Annotated in this window: 13 protein-coding genes and 5 pseudogenes; 9 read left to right on the forward strand and 9 right to left on the reverse strand. The window is 39.7% G+C overall.

All coding sequences use genetic code 11. The annotated features are described in order from the left end of the window. Nucleotides 1–20: 20 nt before the first annotated feature. The 5 genes and pseudogenes from DTOX_RS02440 to DTOX_RS02460 form a co-directional block, all read left to right on the forward strand. A pseudogene (locus DTOX_RS02440) lies at nt 21–1,270 on the forward strand (HlyD family secretion protein). Then, entirely contained in the window at nt 1,267–2,670 is a 1,404-nt protein-coding gene (locus DTOX_RS02445; protein ID WP_015756139.1) for an ABC transporter permease, read from the forward strand. The pseudogene DTOX_RS02440 and the gene DTOX_RS02445 overlap by 4 nt, the downstream one beginning before the upstream one ends. 36 nt (nt 2,671–2,706) lie before the next feature. Next, the gene (locus tag DTOX_RS02450) at nt 2,707–3,822 is read left to right on the forward strand and encodes an ABC transporter ATP-binding protein (RefSeq protein WP_015756140.1); all 1,116 of its coding nucleotides are present in this window, start codon (nt 2,707–2,709) and stop codon (nt 3,820–3,822) included. A gap of 64 nt (nt 3,823–3,886) precedes the next feature. Continuing rightward, nucleotides 3,887–5,266 carry an ABC transporter substrate-binding protein gene (locus DTOX_RS02455; protein WP_015756141.1) on the forward strand — a complete coding sequence of 460 codons (1,380 nt, stop codon included), beginning with the start codon at nt 3,887–3,889 and terminating at the stop codon, nt 5,264–5,266. A gap of 152 nt (nt 5,267–5,418) precedes the next feature. Beyond that, nucleotides 5,419–5,634 (forward strand): annotated as a pseudogene (locus DTOX_RS02460) (VirB4 family type IV secretion system protein); the annotation flags it as partial. Nucleotides 5,635–5,910: 276 nt separating this feature from the next. On the opposite strand, the gene DTOX_RS02465 reads toward DTOX_RS02460, so the two are convergent. Further along, nucleotides 5,911–6,549 carry a hypothetical protein gene (locus DTOX_RS02465; protein ID WP_157862829.1) on the reverse strand — a complete coding sequence of 213 codons (639 nt, stop codon included), beginning with the start codon at nt 6,547–6,549 and terminating at the stop codon, nt 5,911–5,913. A 52-nt stretch (nt 6,550–6,601) separates the two neighbouring features. Next, entirely contained in the window at nt 6,602–8,263 is a 1,662-nt protein-coding gene (locus DTOX_RS02470) for a DUF6345 domain-containing protein (RefSeq protein WP_015756143.1), read from the reverse strand. Between the two features lie 600 nt (nt 8,264–8,863). On the opposite strand from DTOX_RS02470, the gene DTOX_RS02475 reads away from it, so the two are divergent. Continuing rightward, the gene (locus tag DTOX_RS02475; RefSeq protein WP_015756144.1) at nt 8,864–9,391 is read left to right on the forward strand and encodes an RNA polymerase sigma factor; all 528 of its coding nucleotides are present in this window, start codon (nt 8,864–8,866) and stop codon (nt 9,389–9,391) included. Next, nucleotides 9,391–10,143 carry a DUF4367 domain-containing protein gene (locus DTOX_RS02480; protein ID WP_015756145.1) on the forward strand — a complete coding sequence of 251 codons (753 nt, stop codon included), beginning with the start codon at nt 9,391–9,393 and terminating at the stop codon, nt 10,141–10,143. Before DTOX_RS02475 ends, DTOX_RS02480 begins: the two co-directional genes overlap by 1 nt. Here the strand turns inward: DTOX_RS02480 and DTOX_RS02485 are convergent. Beyond that, a complete protein-coding gene (locus DTOX_RS02485) occupies nt 10,121–10,555 on the reverse strand; it encodes a DUF6147 family protein (protein ID WP_015756146.1) in 435 nt (144 codons plus the stop codon). The genes DTOX_RS02480 and DTOX_RS02485 overlap by 23 nt on opposite strands. A 197-nt stretch (nt 10,556–10,752) precedes the next feature. Then, on the reverse strand, nt 10,753–11,028 hold the full coding sequence (locus DTOX_RS02490) for a hypothetical protein (protein ID WP_015756147.1): 276 nt from the start codon (nt 11,026–11,028) through the stop codon (nt 10,753–10,755). 80 nt (nt 11,029–11,108) lie between these two features. Here DTOX_RS02490 and DTOX_RS24035 point away from each other — a divergent pair. Further along, nucleotides 11,109–11,318: pseudogene (locus DTOX_RS24035) on the forward strand (glycine betaine ABC transporter substrate-binding protein); the annotation flags it as partial. A 393-nt stretch (nt 11,319–11,711) separates the two neighbouring features. On the opposite strand, the gene istB reads toward DTOX_RS24035, so the two are convergent. Next, on the reverse strand, nt 11,712–12,488 hold the full coding sequence (gene istB / locus DTOX_RS02495) for an IS21-like element helper ATPase IstB (protein WP_015756149.1): 777 nt from the start codon (nt 12,486–12,488) through the stop codon (nt 11,712–11,714). A 6-nt stretch (nt 12,489–12,494) separates the two neighbouring features. Then, nucleotides 12,495–14,021: pseudogene (gene istA / locus DTOX_RS02500) on the reverse strand (IS21 family transposase). A gap of 115 nt (nt 14,022–14,136) precedes the next feature. On the opposite strand from istA, the gene DTOX_RS02505 reads away from it, so the two are divergent. Next, on the forward strand, nt 14,137–14,493 hold the full coding sequence (locus DTOX_RS02505) for a glycine betaine ABC transporter substrate-binding protein (protein ID WP_052292902.1): 357 nt from the start codon (nt 14,137–14,139) through the stop codon (nt 14,491–14,493). Nucleotides 14,494–14,848: 355 nt separating this feature from the next. On the opposite strand, the pseudogene DTOX_RS21230 reads toward DTOX_RS02505, so the two are convergent. The 3 genes and pseudogenes from DTOX_RS21230 to DTOX_RS02520 form a co-directional block, all read right to left on the reverse strand. After that, a pseudogene (locus DTOX_RS21230) lies at nt 14,849–15,459 on the reverse strand (VanZ family protein). A gap of 334 nt (nt 15,460–15,793) precedes the next feature. Further along, complete coding sequence (locus DTOX_RS02515; protein WP_015756151.1) at nt 15,794–17,608, reverse strand: IS1634 family transposase; 1,815 nt, start codon at nt 17,606–17,608, stop codon at nt 15,794–15,796. A 131-nt stretch (nt 17,609–17,739) separates the two neighbouring features. Continuing rightward, a complete protein-coding gene (locus DTOX_RS02520; RefSeq protein WP_042315300.1) occupies nt 17,740–18,069 on the reverse strand; it encodes a hypothetical protein in 330 nt (109 codons plus the stop codon). Nucleotides 18,070–18,789 lie beyond the last annotated feature (720 nt).

Genomic DNA, 18,789 nt, shown 5'->3' on the forward strand with positions numbered 1-18,789 from the left:
TCAGGAAGGGAGACATAAAATTGCCGAATCAAGCAATTGTGGATGATGCGCAAAGAAAAAAAGTGATCGGAAAGTTGAGTCTGCTGTTTCTAATGGTGATGGTCGGGTTAACTTTCTTCTCCAATACTATCAATAACTTTGCTCTTCCCAGGGTTCAAACGGTCCGGCCGGCGAACGGGGCGTTAATCAAAGAAATATTCGGTGAAGGGACGGTCGAGGTCAAATCAATCAGGGATGAATATGCAGATGCCAATTTGCGGGTAAAGGAGGTCATGGTGGAGCATGGGGACAGAGTCAGCAAAGGCCAGCCCATCCTTAGCTTGGACGTAGACAGCATTAACTTGGAGGTAGAGACTCTTAGCCTGGAGGTAGACATCCAAAAGTCCAATTATTTGGATGAACAGGCCCGCTACCAGCAACTGCAACTTTCACTGGCGGGGACCCGGGAAGAGCAGGCGCAAAAACAAAGGGATTACGATAACCTTAAGTACCTGTTTGATAATGAGGCAGAAACGGCGGTAAACCTGCAAAATGCTGAAAAGAACCTGGCGGATGCGAAAAGGAACTGTGAGGACATTCAGCTTAATCTGGAAATACAGGCCAGAAAGGTGGAAAGTATGGCCAAGCAGGTGGAAAACATGACCAGAAAGGTGGATATCCTGGCTAAACAGGTGGAAAACAACGGTGTGTATACAGCGCCCGTGGACGGCATGATCACAGAATTGAATTTCCCCGCAGGGTCTATGACCAATAACTCCCTGCCTCTGTATAAATTGGCTGATCTGGGGCAGGGGTTCCGGCTGATCGTGCCGATTGCCAATGATTTGGTTGATTACGTCAAACCCGGAGATACGGTGAGTGTTAATATTTTCTCCCTGGGGGATAAAAAAACCGAGGGAAAAATTGATAAGATCGTGGAAAACAGCCGGCACAACGGGGATGAGAAGGATTTGTGGATCGACGTGTCTTTGGAAGGCTTGACAGGCGGTGAAAAGGGAGAAATTTATTTAAGCAAAAAAACAAAGCCTTACGCCGCCCTTGTACCTAACAGCGCGGTTTATGACGACAGCAGCGGCTCCTATCTCTTCGTTCTGGAATCAAGAAAAGGACCTTAGGTACGGAGAACTATTTGCAAAAGGTGGAAGTCAATGTGGAAGACAGCGATAATGAAAAGTCTGCTCTCACAGATATGGTGATGGGCGAAGTGGTGAGGCAAAGCAATAAACCGGTGGAGGATGGGGATAGAGTTTTGAAGGAGGCGGTAAATTGAAACCGGCCCAATCAGCCTATCCGGCCTATCTTATTCTGGCCCTGGGCCTATTGGTTTTAGCCTGGAGCACCGTCCTGGGCTCATCCCTGCCCGTTAAATTGGGGGATCTTGGCGGCCTGCACAAAACCAACAAAATTACCGCCACCTGGCTGAGCAACTCTCATCAGCCGGAAGAAGGCTCTTTTTCCCTGCAGGATATGAGGCAGCTTACCCAATACAACCTCCGGGACTATGATCTGGCTTACGCCATGGAGGCTTCAACTTCTGCCGCCTATCAAAAGAACCAGAGCCCAGTTCAGGTGCTGGGGGTGAATGACAGGTACGATCAATTCCATCAAATAAACCTGCGATCAGGCTGTTTTTTAACTTTCGAACAGGAAAACCAGCAGGTTGCCGTAATCAATGAAGATCTGGCGCAGGCTCTTTTTCGAAACTGCAATGTGGTGGGCCTGGAGATAGAACTATATGGCCGGAAACTCAAAATAGTTGGGGTGGCCGGGAATGACCGTTCTCTGATCGGAACTTTGACGGACAAGGGATACGGCACAGTGTACATACCGGCGAAAGTACTGTTGGAACTGGAAGCGGATTCCCGAATAACCTTATTGGAAGTGGAAACCAAGGATGCCGGCACCACGGGCCGCAATACCGCTGTTTTGGAAACGGCCCTGGCTTCCATCGGTCAGGACCCCGCCAACTACAAAATCATCGATTATAGCGTGGCGGTTCTCTTGATGGAACAAGAGAACCTGCTGCGCAATTTCGTGGCGGCGACGGTGGCCATGGTGATGCTTTTCGACTTGCTAAGGCGAAAAATAATGGATATTTATCATTTCTGCCGCCTAAGACTCCGGGATAAATATTGGTCGGAGATGATCAAGGGGGATGCAGTCAGGCTTATGCTTGGTATGGCGGAAATATTAGCGCTTGTTGCAGTGATACTGTTGCTATGGAAATTAATCAGATTTAGCTTATATATTCCGCCGGAAAACATCCCCAATGAACTGATTGATGTTTCATTTTGGGCCGACCTCATTAAAAAGGGGATTCAAACCAGGATGCAAAGCGCCGGATATGCAGCGCCGTTAGGAGAAATTCAGTTTAATATCCTTAATACCATCCAGAACTGGAACTTGTTTTTAAATATCTTTCTTGGTTGGCCGCTGTTCTTGCTGGGACTTTACCAGATCAAGCTGTTGAAAGAAAAACTGCTCAAAGTTGAACTGTTCTGTGTCGTTTTCATGCTGGCCGCCTTAAGTCTGGGCACCGCCTTGCTGTGGATCATAAAAATGCCTCCCGTCACAGAGACCGGGGAGATGCTGCTGGTATTCAGCTCTATATTTTTAGCCGTGGTAAAGAGGACAGGGGACACACCTGCTGAAACTTGGGCTTTTCTTTGAGGACAGGAATGTCCCCAACTAATAGGAGGGTAGCGGATGGCGAGTTTATATCTGAAAAATCTATCTAAGACATACCCCTGCAAAGTTGCGGCAGTCAGGGACTTTTCTCTGGAAATAAAGGATCAAGAATTCTTAATCCTGGTAGGTCCCTCCGGCTGTGGCAAAACAACCGTTTTAAGGATGATTGCCGGGCTGGAGGAAATTTCATCCGGTGAATTATATATTGATGACCGGCCGGTTAATGACGTGGCTGCCAAGGACCGGGATATCGCCATGGTTTTTCAAAATTATGCTCTTTATCCCCATCTATCGGTCTATGACAATATGGCTTTTGGACTTAAGTTGAGAAAGATGCCCAAGGCTGAAATCAGTAAAAATGTGCAGGAAGCGGCCAGGATTCTTGCCCTTGAAGATCTTCTGAAACGCAAACCCAAGGAACTTTCCGGTGGGCAAAGGCAAAGGGTGGCCCTGGGACGGGCTATTGTTAGGAAACCAAAGGTTTTCCTGATGGATGAGCCTCTGTCCAACCTGGACGCACAGTTGAGAACCCAGATGAGAATAGAAATTGCCAAGCTCCATAAAAATCTGCAGACAACCTTTGTTTATGTAACCCATGATCAAACTGAAGCCATGACCATGGGCACCAGAATCGTGGTGATGAAGGATGGCCTGATCCAGCAAATTGACAGCCCGCAATCCATCTATGATCAACCGGTCAATATGTTTGTGGCCGGTTTTCTCGGCAGCCCCGGGATGAACTTTTTGAAGGTTTTAATTATCGAGCAAAACGGCTGTATTTTTGCCAAACTGGCCGACGCTCTGCTGCCTGTTCCCGCTGCCGGGGGACAAAAGTTAAAAGAGCAGGGGTATCTGGACCAGAAAGTGGTCCTGGGGATAAGAGCGGAGCATCTCTGCGGCAGCGCAAATTTTTTAGACCGCCATCCCGAGTGTGTTTTGTGCGGGAGGCTGGAGTTTACCGAATTGAGAGGGGCTGAAACTTACCATTATGTAAGGATAGCCGGCAGGGAGGTGGTTGTCAGGGTGAGTCCGGAGCTGCACGCCGAAACTGGACAGGAAGTCAGGGTGGGTTTTAATATGTCCAAGGCCCATTTTTTCGATCAGGAAAGTGAGGTGAACGTCATTAGACAGTAGTCAAGTCAGAATATCTTTTGGGGTTTAAATGCCTACTTAATACTTAGAGAAAAGGGGTGTTTTGATGATCAAAAACAAATGCGGAGTTGCCCTAATCCTGGTTCTGGTCCTCGGCCTGGGGGTATTTACCGCCGGCTGCGGCAATACTCAGGCTGCCAGAGAAGCTAATAATCCAGATTCCCTGACCATTGCGGTTGTGACCAAAGATATGTACCTGGATACGGCAGTAAAAAAGTTTGAGGAACTTCATCCCAGTGTCAGTGTGAAAGTGAAAGAATACACCTCCAGTACTTCGGAAAAGGGTGAAGGTGTTAGGGCGGCAGATCCAGGCGATATTGAAAAATATGTCACGACTATGAATACCCAGCTCATGTCCGGGCAGGGCAGCGATATAATTTTATTAAACAACCTGCCCTATCAGACTTATGCGGATAAGAATCTTTTAGTTGATTTGGGCGGGCTGATGCAGTCGGATCAAAGCTTCGACAGAGGCAAATACTACCAAAATATTTTTAAGGCTTTAGAATATAAAGATAAACTCTATGCCCTGCCGGTTAATATCAGTATTGATATGATTGCCGCCGATAGAACCTTACTGGCTGATTCCCAGGTGCCAATCGACGATAGCAACTGGGATTGGAACGATTTTGTCAAGATGGCGGAAAAGGCCATTAACGACAAGCAAAACGGGGCAACCCAGGAGATGTACGCCTTGGCCGGGATGGATGAAAAAAGACTGATTACAACTCTGGTTAAAGAAAACTATGACAACCTGGTCGATCCGGAGAAGAAAACAGCCAATTTTACCGGTCAAGAATTTCTTGATTTACTTTCCTTAAGTAAATATCTGATTGACCACAAATTGGTTAATACGGATACAGCCCAGACCAACATTACGGACCTGGCCTCCCGGGGTAAACTTGTTTTTAATTTCACTTCTCTTAGAGGGTTTTGGGACCTGCAAGTGGCCAAGGCGATTTTCAGCGAGGGTGTTCAGCTTTTAAAGCCCCCCGGAAACGTGTTCTTTTCCACGGACTCCATGTATGGGATCAGCAGTAAATCAGCCAATCAAGAACTGGCCTGGGAATTTTTAAAATTTTTGGTTTCTGATGATATGATGACTCAGGGAGGAATGCCGGTTAATAAAAGTGTGCTTCCCCAGATTGCCCAGAATTTCACCCAGGCTATACAAAAAAACGGTGGGAGAATAAGAATTAAGGACGATGGCATTCCGGCTCAATCTGTAACACTGCACCCCCCCACTCAGGAGGATGTCGATTACATGGAAAACCTGCTGAGTCAGGCGAACGTCTACATCGGAACGGACCAGAAGATTATTTCGATTGTTCAGGAGGAAACCGCGGCTTTCTTTACGGGACAGAAGACAGCGGAGGCGACTGCCCAATTGATTCAGGACAGGGTGAGCACTTACTTAAATGAATAATAGCAAAATACAGCCGGAGCTGCGGCCTGTTTTATCTCTAAAATCGCGGGGTGTCCTGATCAGGCAAATCGTTGCCGGAGAATGTATAGATTATGGACGGGTATTTATTGCGTCACGAAATATCCCATCGCGGTTTTGCCTGTTTGTGGAACGAGCGGCTATTGCTCATTTGCGATGAAGCCTATTTGATGATTGACCCGCAGGTGCCGCAGAGCCTTGTATTTTTGCGCAATGTGGAAAAACGGGCGAGAAAATACGAAGCAGGCCTTATCATTATCTCCCACAGCGTTATGGATTTTATTTCCACTGAAACCAAGATGTATGGGCAGGTCCTGCTGGACATCCCCCGTATCAAAATCATCATGGGTTGATAATCCTGTTCAGACCCCACCTTGATATGGCTTTTGTTCAGGTTGACACTCCTGCTTCTATGCTGATGATTACAAAATCCTCTCTGGTAAGTATTTAACAAGGGTCTGACCCTCATGAGTAAGATTTATTAATTGGAATTATTTTACCGAGCCAGACCCCGGTAAAAATTTGGAAAGAATGATTTTCTCTTTTCAAATTTTTTCGAGCACTAAATTAAATTTTTTAAATTCCTTAAATAAGTCCCAGCGACACCAAGCAGAAACTTTCTATTTTTAATCGTTAACAATTATATTTAGCAGTTTTTCGCAATTTAACGAGTCATATTCGACATAAGCCCAATAAACCGGCTCTTCGGGTTTTTTAAGGGAAACACCAATCCCATCCGACCATTTTTTATACCCAAAATGAGAATCAAGATTAGGCTTATATATTTCTACTAAAAAGCCGTCTGTATTTATTATATAATTGCCGTCCTTATCCTTTGGGGTGCCTTCCCAACCTTGGTGGCCCAACGTCATTTCTTTTTGTTTTGAACTGATATTGTGCCTTTTATCCCACTCAGCAAATATCAACACTGTATCTTTTAAATATTCCTTAGTTACTACTTTGGGATCTCCTTCGAATCCAACTGGGCGAAAAGTCCTGTTCCCCCCCACAGCATCAGTAATATTTATAACGCCTTTATAGATCTCACCAGATAGCTTTTTAACCTTGGGGTCGTTTTTCTTTAAATCCATCTTCTTGCCATCAACATAAAGAGTTATTTTTGTAAAAGGCGGTAGAACGAATTTATCACCGGTGACTGCTTCTTCCTTCTCTGAATGACGATTTTGACACCCGGTAATGACAGTTAATAGAATAACCAAAGCCAACATTATAAAAATTTTTTTAGTCATTTGCAGCTCCAACATTATGAGTCACCCCTCTTAGGGGTTGACTCATAATTATTTGTATTTTTCACTATTAGTATTCTTCAACCTCGCCGGTATAAGCATTAACGTATAAATAAGCATTAACGTCTATTTTGACGCGCCATGCGGGTTCCATTATTTGCTGGTCATGCATAAAAGATTTACTAAAGTATACTAATTCCGCATCTGTGGGATTAATATCCTTGTTAATTTTGTATATTTTATTAGCATTTCTTTTTGCTTTTTCTAAAGCCTGCCCGGATGCAATAATATTTTTTATATTATTGTCATTACCTTTTGCTTCTGCGTTATTAACTTTTTTGTTTCCGTCATTGCTTTTTATGTCCCTCCACAATCTATAATAGTTGGATACACCATTTTTGTCTATTAACACCCTTATACTATCGCCATTATACCCATCCACCAGCATACCGTTTATTACACGTTTGTATTCAACCAGATAACCTATTGTTTCTGGTGTACCGGTAGTATCGTTGAATATATCAATAACCGTTTTTTCCAAGGGCCATATCTTGGAAATAGTGGCATCGAATGGCCTTCCTCCATGTACTTTAATAAATTCTTCAGCTTTGCTAATGGCATTATCAGTTCCAAAATTGATTGTTTCTTCTGTAATTTCTTTTGAATATAATACGGCTCCTGATGTATTATATATTTCCAGGTTAGACCCTGACGGCCCTTCAACCAGAAGGTTGCCATTATTATCTTTATTTTTTGCCAGTTTATCCTTGCCATCAAAAAATTGATTAATAATCGTATCTTCGTCAAGCTCTTCCGGGCTTACATTAAAAGAAGTATTCAAACCATACACATCATTAGTTACTGAGTTACTTTTTGTCGCATTAAATATTTCTATGGGAGAATGATTGTATTGATACTGGTAAATTACGGGATCCCCGGTGGTGTCTGACGTGACTGTACCTTTACCCCAAAGGTAATCCCTGTTATTTTTATGTTCGATTACACCCCAGTTTGTTGCTTGAGTAGCGTTATTAGCGTTTATCCACGAACTCCATATAGTTTGCGGGCTTGATCCCGCAGCATTTTGAAAAAATCTTTGAGCAACGTAAAGGTCTTGCGGATTACTGGGTGATGAACCCTTATAACCGTAAATACCATGGGCTCTCCGTGGTGAACCTAACAATGTTTTTGCCCATTGTACACCAGAAGAATCTCTGTTAGCAATACTACAGGCACCCAATATTATCCATTCCAAATCATCATCCCATGCCGAATTAGAGCTTTTTGTTCCACTATCATAAGTACTTCCAACATCAGTATAGCTTACTGAGTCTAACTCATCCTTTAACAACATTTCAGAAGGGTATGCATGTCCCATAAAGTAGAGCAAATCGCCCTGGTCTGCCTGGGGAACAGTTCCGCTGCCTTGATCTGTAAAATCGCCTAGGGAAACCCCAATCGCAGTTTTGTCAGTGGGGTTATAATTATCTCCTGTACCATTAGGATTAGGGTCAACCTCATACTGTATTTTTGTCCATCCTAAAGTATCCTGTAAATAGTCATCAAAATAGTTGGCATCTTCAAAAGTCAAATTAGCGTAAGAATCATAATCTCCAACAGACAATACAGAGAACTCTTTTTTACCATCATCGTCTGTAGCTGCCAAGGCTACGCCTGTCGAGGAATAAACCCCAAATACTATAACTAAAAACAAAGTTAATATCTTTTTCATGATTACACCGTCCTTTTATCTTAAACATTATCTTACATAGTCTAAAAACTGATATATGTTGATAAAAGCTGTCTATGGTAATATAACACATATAGTGGTTTGGATAGGTCATGCCGGGACTGAGGTTTGCGATGCCATCTTCGGTTTTGCCTTCAGACCACAATAAACATTATTCACCTCTTTCTACTAATAATCTCTAATTGAGCTATAACCTTTTTGATAGCAACTCCTGAACTAAGTAGAATATTGTAATTCTTAATCACCTATAATATACTACTAATAGTGGTTCAGACTAGGTTAATCTGGGTGCACGGCTGGAAGTTGTTCCCGATTTACCTACCGAGCCACTATTATTTTTTTCCATTTAGGTGGGCACCGTGGCGATTTTTTATATTGAATCATATTATCACCTCCTCACTTTAAGAAAATAATTTAAAAACCACCCCCTTATAATATAAGATAAAAAAGAAGTAGGTTTTGTTTCAAAAATTTTCTCATTTTTTTCGACATTTGTTCTTATTGATCGACAATTTTTACTACAGGAATTGCTAAAATATCGTCGAATACCATAGAAAGTAGTTATAGTGAGGCGATATTACCTTGATTAATAAATATAGTAAAATTATTTTTACCCTTTACTACAAGGTTGCATATAATGCTGCATATTTTTACTGTGGAGATAAATATATAGCCGAAGAAGCAGCTCAAGAGGCTATTTTAAAAGCCATACAGAATATACATCAACTAAGGGATCCAAATAAAATTGAACCTTGGATTAAAAAAATTGCTATAAATAATACTATTACACTTTTCAGAAAACACAAAAAGGTTCTTAGTTTAGAAAATTCAATGCCAATTTCGGATTCACAAGATAATTTACCAGAATACTTTATAGACTCACAGGAAACGTTAAACGCTGTTAGAATGGCTATTGATTCCCTTAATCCTGTAATGAAACAAGTGATTTATCTCCGTTTCTATGAAGAAATGAAAATAAAAGATATTTCTTTAATGCTTAAAAAGCCGGAAAACACCATTAGAACTATAATTCATAGAGGTAAAATTTCAATTAAGAAAAAGTTAATAAGTGAAGGGTATTTAGAATTAAAAGAAGGGGGTATCAAATAATGGGTAACCATAGGCCCCATGAATATACCTCTGTTGATGAACTTATAAAAAAAGCACTTCAACAACGGGCAGAAAATGATAATGACATTGATTTAGATGAAGCGTGGGAGAGCTTTAATAAAAAATATTATATAAAAAAACAAAAACCGTTTTTAAAATTAGCAGTTGCTTGTTTAATTTGTTCAATATTGGGAGCATCAATACTTATTATTCCTACAGAAGGAGGGGCTTTCGGCAGTAAGTTATTTAATAATATTAAATTATTCTTAAGTGGAAAAGTTCAATCTACAGAAATATCTTTTAACTCACCTGGCAAAAAAGAAAATACGGAGAACTACCTGAATCCAGATGTTCTTCGTATTTTACAAGATATTCCTTACAATATATTACTACCTGTTGAAATGATGGGTTTTTATAAGATAAAAGAAGTAGATACAAACAATTTGGGCAATTCTACGGAAGTTACCATCCTTCTGACAAGGGGTACCTCAGAACCAATCACTATTACTGAAATCAACACAACTAAAGGTTTTCGCCAAGGGAACTCCTTCGATACCGAGGATGCTACAATGAAGAATATTAATATTAAAGGTCAAGAAGCTACATTAATCCAGTATAAAAATAATATTTATTGTTTATCTTGGATAGATAATGATATATTCATTTCCATCGAAGGAAATATCCCCATTGATGACATTTTAATGCTGGCTAACTCAATGAAAAGATTATCTACTCAACCCAATAAGCTGTAGTTTGAGAGGTATTTGTTTCTGTTAAGTTACCTTTATCAGCCCGGTGATAACAATATGTTCTATAATAACATCCTTTTTCTACAGTAATTGTACCGCTAACATTGCAGGAAGAAGTATTACTTCCACTGTTAGTCCAACTCTTTACATTAACCCATTCTGTGGAAGTCTGCTTCTGCAAATATACCGTTGTAGTAATTTTATCAACAGTACTGTAAGTTGTTGTTTTTCCGGAAACACTGATTAAGCCATCTTCACTATCAATAAAATAACATTTTGTTAACGCTAAGTAACTGTAAGTCTGTGGTGTAATAATACCCTTTGACTCAATTTCCTGGGCCAGAATGGGTTGTCCTAAAGCAAAGAATACTAACCCAACTAAAACTATTGCCATTGATTTTAAGCTTTTCATCATATTACTACTCCTCCTTAAATGTATTTTATTACTAGATAAAGATATCCACCATTTTGTTTCAAAAAATAAAAAGATTTTTAGTTAACATAACGTACTGAGACGATGTTAACCCGCTTTATTCCTCCTTAAGAAACGATTACAGGTGGGGTTTAGAGGATAATCACATATAAAAAAAAACAGGGGACAATAACAAATTGCTATTGTGACAGAGCCGCTATTCTTAAGGCATCAAGATAACCGGATAAATCTGAAGTAGGGTGCCCCCCACCCAAAAGCTGTCCGAGTGTTATCCTAACTAACTCCTCACTAAAAGTACCGTAAGTTCGCCAGACAGTGTGAATGGTTAAGCGATCATGGGCATCAATGGATCTTTTGAGCAACACCCCTAAAAGATGCGTAAAACCATCTACATCAAATTCCTGCTGATTATCAGATACTCCAAACTTCTCTGGCGGTGGCGAAAACTTTAGCAAAGCAGTCTTAACCTGTTCTTTTTTAGCCTTGCGGCAGTAGTGACTCCAAAGATGGTCAAAGAAATGTCAGTGTTAAAGAAAAATTTAATGGTGAGATTATTGGTATCGAGCTTGGTGCCGGTTTGATGAAGAAAACTGAACAAGCTATTAAGGATTATGGTCTTGATTTTACTCTTCGTGATAGCAGTAGTGCAGGTATGTCTGCTACTCTAGCCAATAAAATTAAGAATAAGGAATGGGTTATAGTAACTTGGATATACCGTTGCGATGAAACCGCAGTTCCGGAATAACGGAAACCGTCAGTCCGGAACTGGGAAACCGCCATTAATGTTGATATTAGTATTTCTGTGCGGTAGAGTCACAGTTCCGGTGTGACGTTAACTACCTATTTGGGAATACTGGGCTACTACTATCTACCCAACTTGGTTTTTTTGGTTTTAGTTATTGTTATGGTCGTTTTTTTAAAGTAGCAGTGGCTGTGGGCAGTGTGGATAACGCGAAGCGTTATCCAAGCCTTGTGCGTCAACCCGAAGGGTTGTCCACAGGGCGGCACTGTCCACAGCCTAACGCAAGGACTAAGAGGCGGCTAAATGATTCTGGTTCTTGCGTTGCGCGCCAATGGCATGGAACCTCGCGCGGGTGGCTCTAATTCGTCATGTTTCACACCGCCCTTTAGTTCTTACTTATTCACTAAGCATTTTATCTAAACCGTAAACCTCACGCATGGAAACGTCTTTCGCCGGATCAATGCTTTCGATATTGATTTTATATGCATCATGAACGATACGATCCAGTATGGCATCCGCCAGCGGGCCATCGCTACCACCGAGCTGCTCATACCAACCATCTAATCTGTATTGTGAGCAGAAGATGGTGGAGGATTTCTTCCTGCGGCGATGTAATAATTCGAAGATGTCTTTACGCTCATTTTCATTTGGTTTTAACAGTAACCATTCATCTATAATCAGTAATAATGGATTAGCGTATTTCGCCATGACCTTTTTGTAGGTGCCTTCATTCCTTGCTATTTCAAGGTCAATTAGAAGGTCAGGGAGCCTTACATACCTTGTCGTATAATGCTGTTTGCAGGCTTCCATACCAAAAGCGCAGGCCATATATGTTTTACCGCTACCTGTGGCGCCGGTAATGAAAATATTACGGTATTCTGTGATATATTCACAGGTGCCCAGCCTGACGATAAGCTGCTTGTTTAGCTTGCGTCCGGATGTATAATCAATGTCCATGACACTGGCACCTGGCTGATCAAAATCAGCATTCCGGATCAGTCGTTTTAAACGGTTATTTTTTCGGTTGCTGTATTCTATGTCCACTAGCATGCCAAACCGATCCTCAAAAGGAACATCCTTCATTTTGGCATCAGTCAACTGATTGCGGAAAGAGTTGGACATGGCGGTCAAGCGCATTTCAATTAATTTATCAATAGTACTTTGGTTTGTCATAGATGTTTACCTCCTGTAATAGCCGGCACCTCTTGTAATGCCGTAGTTATTGTGTGTGGTTTCCGGTTTAACCGGTTCACTTGGTGACTTGTCCTGCCCAGTGGTAAGGATGTTTTTAATACTCTTATAACTGGGGGTGGCTGTATAGGAAAGTGCCTTATTGCAGGCGGCTTCCAGACGCTCGACTGAATATTTGTCAGCCAGCTTTAAAAGCCCCATACAGCTTTTGTAAGTCTGCTGTTCCACACGTTTGGAGGTAAGTATGGCATCTACTACTTGATGCGTATTGCTTCCCATTTGCGGAAACGATCGCCGTTCCATTCCAGATATTTCTGGTGGTCTTCCGGCATGTGTTCTACTATGGTGCTGTACTGCCCTTTGCGTCCGTAAAGACGGCGATGGGAGGCTATGCGGTTTTGGTTATAGAAAATTTCAATTGTTTTATCTGTTATCCTGACGTTAACCTTACGTTTTATATATTCGTAAGGGGCCGAGTATAGCATTCCGCCGACGGATATGTGATAATTGAACTGAACGGTGACTTCTTTCCATTCGGCCAGTTCATAAGGGGTAGCAGGTAATGGCGCCAGTAATGGCAGTTCTTCGTCGCGGAAGAGACTTAACCGGCTGCCCTCTTTCTTTTGGAAAGGCCGGGCGTTGAAGGCCTCCAACTTCTCCCGAATAGCGCGATTTAATTCAGACAGTGAAAAGAACTGTTCATTTCTCATCGCGGCGGTAATCCATGTGGATATATTGCCTACAGAACCCTCTACGTTTGGCTTATCTTTGGGTTTTCTAACCCTGGCAGGAATGATGGCAGTACCGTAGTGTTCGGCCATCTCGTGGTAAACGGCATTTAACTGCTGATTGTACCAGCCACCTTTATGTATCACGGCAGTTTTGTAGTTGTCGGATACAAGGATTTTGGCTACGCCGCCAAAATACTCATACATGTGAACATGGGCGGTTATAAAGGCCTGCTGTTTTTCATTAATGAAGGCTTCCACATAAGCATATTGGCTATAGGTAATAACCCCGACAAACAAATGGACATCAATAATTTCACCAGTATCAGGATCTATGATGTGTGCAGGGTCGCCTGCCCAATCTACCTCCACCTGTTCACCCGGTTTACGCCCAATATGCATGGTTGCACGGAGTTTCTGCTCATCCTGCTGAATGTAATAGCAGAACTGGGAATACATGAGCGGCTCCTCACCGTTAAGGCGGCAATCTTCCATGTATTCCGTCCATAGGAGCTTTTTGCTGACTCCGTTTTTGAGCAGCTCTTTGCGGATATAGTTCAGGTCAGGCATACGTTTTTTGACGTTTTCCTGCCTTGTCTTGTGGAACAGGATTCCTTCTAATAACAGCGTCAGTTTGATTGTCATCTAATGGCCAGGAAATATTTAATTCCTTTGCTCTATTGATGACCCGGTTGACCGTTTTCTTTGAAACACTGCTACTGTAAGCAATGTTCTGCTGACTAAATCCCAAGCTATGAAGCCTAAGGATTTCTCGGTACTTGGTCACTTAAAATGACCCCCTTCAAATGTATTTACATCATATTTATGATGCATAAATACATTATAAAGGAAGTTTCATTTGCGGTTTCCGCTACCGGAATAACGGTTTCCTTTCAGCCGGTATGACGGTTTCCTACAACCGGACAGGTGGTGTAATATCGCCCGGAATACTCATAACTGGTTGGACACCACACTGGAAATGGGCAGCTTATGATTTAAAATATCTTGAAGATCCTAAAAAAGTTTTTGGTGAAGAGGAACATATTTCGACTATTGCACGTAAAGGATTAGCAGAAGATAAGCCGGAAGCTTATAAAATATTGGACAATTTCCACTGGACTCTGGATGATATGCAGACTGTTATGTTAGATGTTCATGAGGGTATGAGTTCGGACGATGCTGCTAAAAAGTGGATTGCTGCGCACCGGGATAAAGTTGTTGAATGGACTAAAGATGTAGATAAGTCTGCTGCTGCATGAAAAACAGTTAAGTTAGGTTATGTTGAGTGGGATTCTGAAATTGCCAGTACACATATTGTTAAAAATGTAATGCAGGACTTAGGATTCAAAGCTGAAATTACTCCGATATTTTACCGGAGCCAGACCCCGGTAAAATATCGGAAAGAACGATTTTCTCTTTTCAAATTTTTTCAAGCACTTATATAATAGTGGTTCTTTTGGGGGTAGATTACAAGCTCTATATATGAGATATTTGCAAGATTTTGGTTGTTGTGTTATCATAACTCTTTTTAGCCTGAAACATACTTTAATAAGCTCAAGCATTAAGTTAGCCTCGGTTTATTAGATTGATATAATGGGCCACACTTATGCTTTTTCACCTATCACCAGAATGGCTTATTTTTTCTGGCGGGCGGCTCGTTTTTTTTTTGACAATCACAGTCTTCTTATAATTTTTTATAAAGGAAAAAATTATAAGAAAAAACAGAAATCCTATTATAGCCCCTGTAGTATTTAAAATAATGTCATCTATATCAGTAACCCTGTATGTACATCCGATTACAAAAGATATAAATGCTTGAAGCAATTCTACTGCAACAGATGAAAAAAACTAACGAAAATAACCTTATAAAAAGTTGACATCTTATTAAATACTAGAGGAATTAAGAATCCCATAGGCATAAACAAAACCATATTCCCTATAATCTGCCTATATATTACTGAAGTGCTATTGCTTTTTATCATGCTATTTATATCTTGAAAAGGAATGAAGTTGTTTTTTAGGAGCTCTAATTCTGCATACTCTGCTATTACTTCTTTTTGTATTGGTATTGGAAATAATGTTATAGAAATCATACCAATTATATAGGTATAAAAGAAAATAATTACAATGTGTCTATAAAAAGATATTTGTTTTTTAATCCCAACTTTTAAGATAAGAATATAAAAAAATACTGATATTAGTTTAAAAAAGCTCGCATCAAGCATTTAACCTCTCCAATAGTTGTAATAATTTTGGTAAGTATTTAACAAAGGTCTGACCCTCATGAGTAAGATTTAGTAATTGAAATTATTTTATCGGAGCCAGACCCCGGTAAAAATTTGGAAAGAATGATTTTCTCTTTTTAAATTTTTTCGAGCATTACTATTCATTTTTTTGAAAAGGATCCGGGTTATTATAACTAGCTATAAAATGAGTTTCCGGGGAAATCTTCTTATAGTATCCTTCTATCCAAGTACTATAATATTGTATGTTTTTATCCTCTTCTGTAACCCAGATTTCGCATTTAGAGATTTTTGAATTAGAAATTGCTACCAAACGTTATTTTTTTAAATTATCATTAAACCATTTCTCAATATAATACGAAAAATTTATTGACGAATTAATGATCTCTATTAACTCAAGTGGATGGGGTAAATTAAACAGATTAACCAATACATCAATGCTATTAGGAATATTCGTCCCATTCCAATGACGTACACCAATAGGTTGCAACCTTTGCTCTGATATAGTTAGGTCACCAAGTTCTTTCTGTAATTTTTGGGGAGACATTTTTTTGTAATTTCTAGCCAATAACCAGGCGGCTAAATTAATCACGAGCATAGCCAATACTTTTAAAAAGCAATAGGCATCAACCCTTTCCGGATTACGAAGGAAAACCTGTTGTAAATCAAGGGAACCCTTCAAAAATCTAAAACTGATTTCAATATCGTTCCTACTCCGGTAGCGGGTGAGAAGTTCGTTAGCATCAACTTTCTCTTTATCGTGGTTGGTTAAAAGCACAAAAATACCGTCAGTTTTCTCTAGTTCAGGAATTATTGCTTCATCTTTTGACCAGGACATAACAAGAGCATCGTGCTGATTTAGCCCAATTTCTACATTGAACAGCCTACGCATTTCAGGTTGCCCTTTGAAAATATTATCTACCGCCTTTTCACAGGCTTCCTTGGTAATTAAGTTGCGTTTGTTGAGCTTGCTATTGAGTTCTACTAAGGCATCTTCAGTGCTGGTTATACGTTTTTGACGACGTTCTTCTTCCTTAGGTTTTTTATTTAAATCACAATAAATAATTGCCCTAATAGTATGGATTACAAATTTTCGCTCACCTTTTTTACGACGCTTTTTATCCTTTTTATCTTTTGAGAGAGGATCAATTTCTATTTTAAATGTATATTCTGTCTCAAATGCCTCGTAGTGTTTAGGTAGATTTCTTTCTATTTCTTTTTTTGAGCGATACTCAATAGAAACAAAATCATCTTTTTCAGTGTTATTTAATTGCTCTAAAACCCAATTTTTCGATAGTTCGTCCTTAAGTGGGCCAATAAATAACGCCTTTTTGTTGCTATTGGCGAGCATCAAATGCATGTTATCTTGGGTCAGAATACCACGATCAATAATCATCTCAAATTCTTGGCCGTCGGTAATTTCCTTGACCTTCTCAAATGAACGCTCAAAAGTAGTGCCACCTTGAACATTACCGGGATCAATTGTGGATGTTACCGGCAAAGATGCACCAGCGGATATAGTAAGATTGAGGATTAATTGTTTTAAACCCGGCATGCCCCCGTATCCATATTGAACCTTATCGTTATTTTCCATATCACCATAGACCGGAACGGAAGATGTATCGTTGTAAAAAGTGTTAAGTGGAATATCAAATCTCTTGGATGCCGATAAAACAACATCTTGCAATACATTAGCCATATATTTTGCATTTGAGTTTAAAGTATCAAGGGCTCTGCCCATTTTGTCATCATTAAATTTTTTGGCCGGTATACCGAGTATTGTTTCAACTTGCCAATTTTCACAAGCTTCTTCAAATTTATATAAACGGGTAAGGTCTTTATTTCTGCCAAGCATATCGCCTATCATTATTTCACATGCTAGACCAGTGCTTACCCGACAATTAGAACCATTGGATCTTTCTTCACGTAAATGTTCATAAGTAACATATTCTTCATCAATAAAATCGTCAATTATTTTACCGATGCCAAGGCTTCTAGCTAAAAAAACACCGATGAGTACTGCACCTGAGGGATTTGCCTTCGGAACTTCTACTTTTAATTCGGGCATTATCTTCATCAACGCTTCAGGCGGTAATTTGGCCAGTTGTTCTAAAATAGGTTGTAAGTCCATAACGATCCCTCACTAATAGTTTTTTACTAGTAGTAAGGATTCGACACAAAAGGGGAATATCCTCCCATTTTATGGATCACTTATTTTTATGGTTGTAATTAACATTGCTTATGCACCATTATCTGGCAGTCTTAAATTTTATAATGCGGAAGTTGGGCTGTAATGTTGGCATAATACTTAATAATACCACCTGGTTTAATGTTTTTTACTTTTTTACTCAAGTCCTTATTTTTTGTCGAGATATTATTTCTTCCTACCCAAAGTTCAACATTTATTAAATCACTGTCTGTTACATTCTTCACAATAATTTTAAGCTTTTTCTGTTTTGTTTTTGTGATATCTCCATAAGTTTTGACATCAACAATTGGATCAGGTGGGATATAAACATCATTTGAACACCCTATTAACATAATAATTAACGATAGAATGACTAAAAGAAATATTGCTCTTAGCATTTTCAATTGATCCACAACCCGTCTACATTAGTGATTATCAACTTCCTATCTTCATAATTTTTTAAACATTTCTAAAATATTATAATAAAAAATTTAATAACATTAATATTCATTGTTATAATTTGCTGCCGAGCTGAAATGTTTCTTTCAACCTCTATTGCTTTTTGAAAATCAATTATATATCTGTTACCATAGTTCCGTGCTTATAATCATACTCAATACCTTTAGATATATAAATATTTAATATTTTAACATTTTTAAACCATGGATGATTAACATCTACACCTGTATCTATTACAGCTATTCGTAATTTATTTGCTTTGTAGCTGTTTATATCAATTTTATCAATATTAATTACTTGTTTTTCCCATCTAGCTACCTAATTAGCACCGAACACTGCAGGTGGATTAAATAGATTTAAGAAGCTAAGAATTAAGAACAAAACAAACAACCTTGTTTTCATGAATCCTCCAATATAGATAGGAAGGGTATGTCTTTTAAGGAACATACCCTTTTATATAAGTCAAAGAATTATTTAATAACATTATACATGGCGAAAATACCCTGTTGTTGGTGATATATGTATGGATTAAAAACACGGGATAAAACCTGGAGATTTTGGGAATTGTATGTTCACGTATGTAAGATAGAAGCACTCCAAGAAGCTTACAAAATGGCCAAAAATAAAAATGGAGCACTCAAGCTTATAATTGAGCCAATATTCGA

Origin of the sequence: Desulfofarcimen acetoxidans DSM 771 (assembly GCF_000024205.1) — a bacterium.
GTDB classification, from domain to species: Bacteria; Bacillota; Desulfotomaculia; order Desulfotomaculales; family Desulfofarciminaceae; genus Desulfofarcimen; species Desulfofarcimen acetoxidans.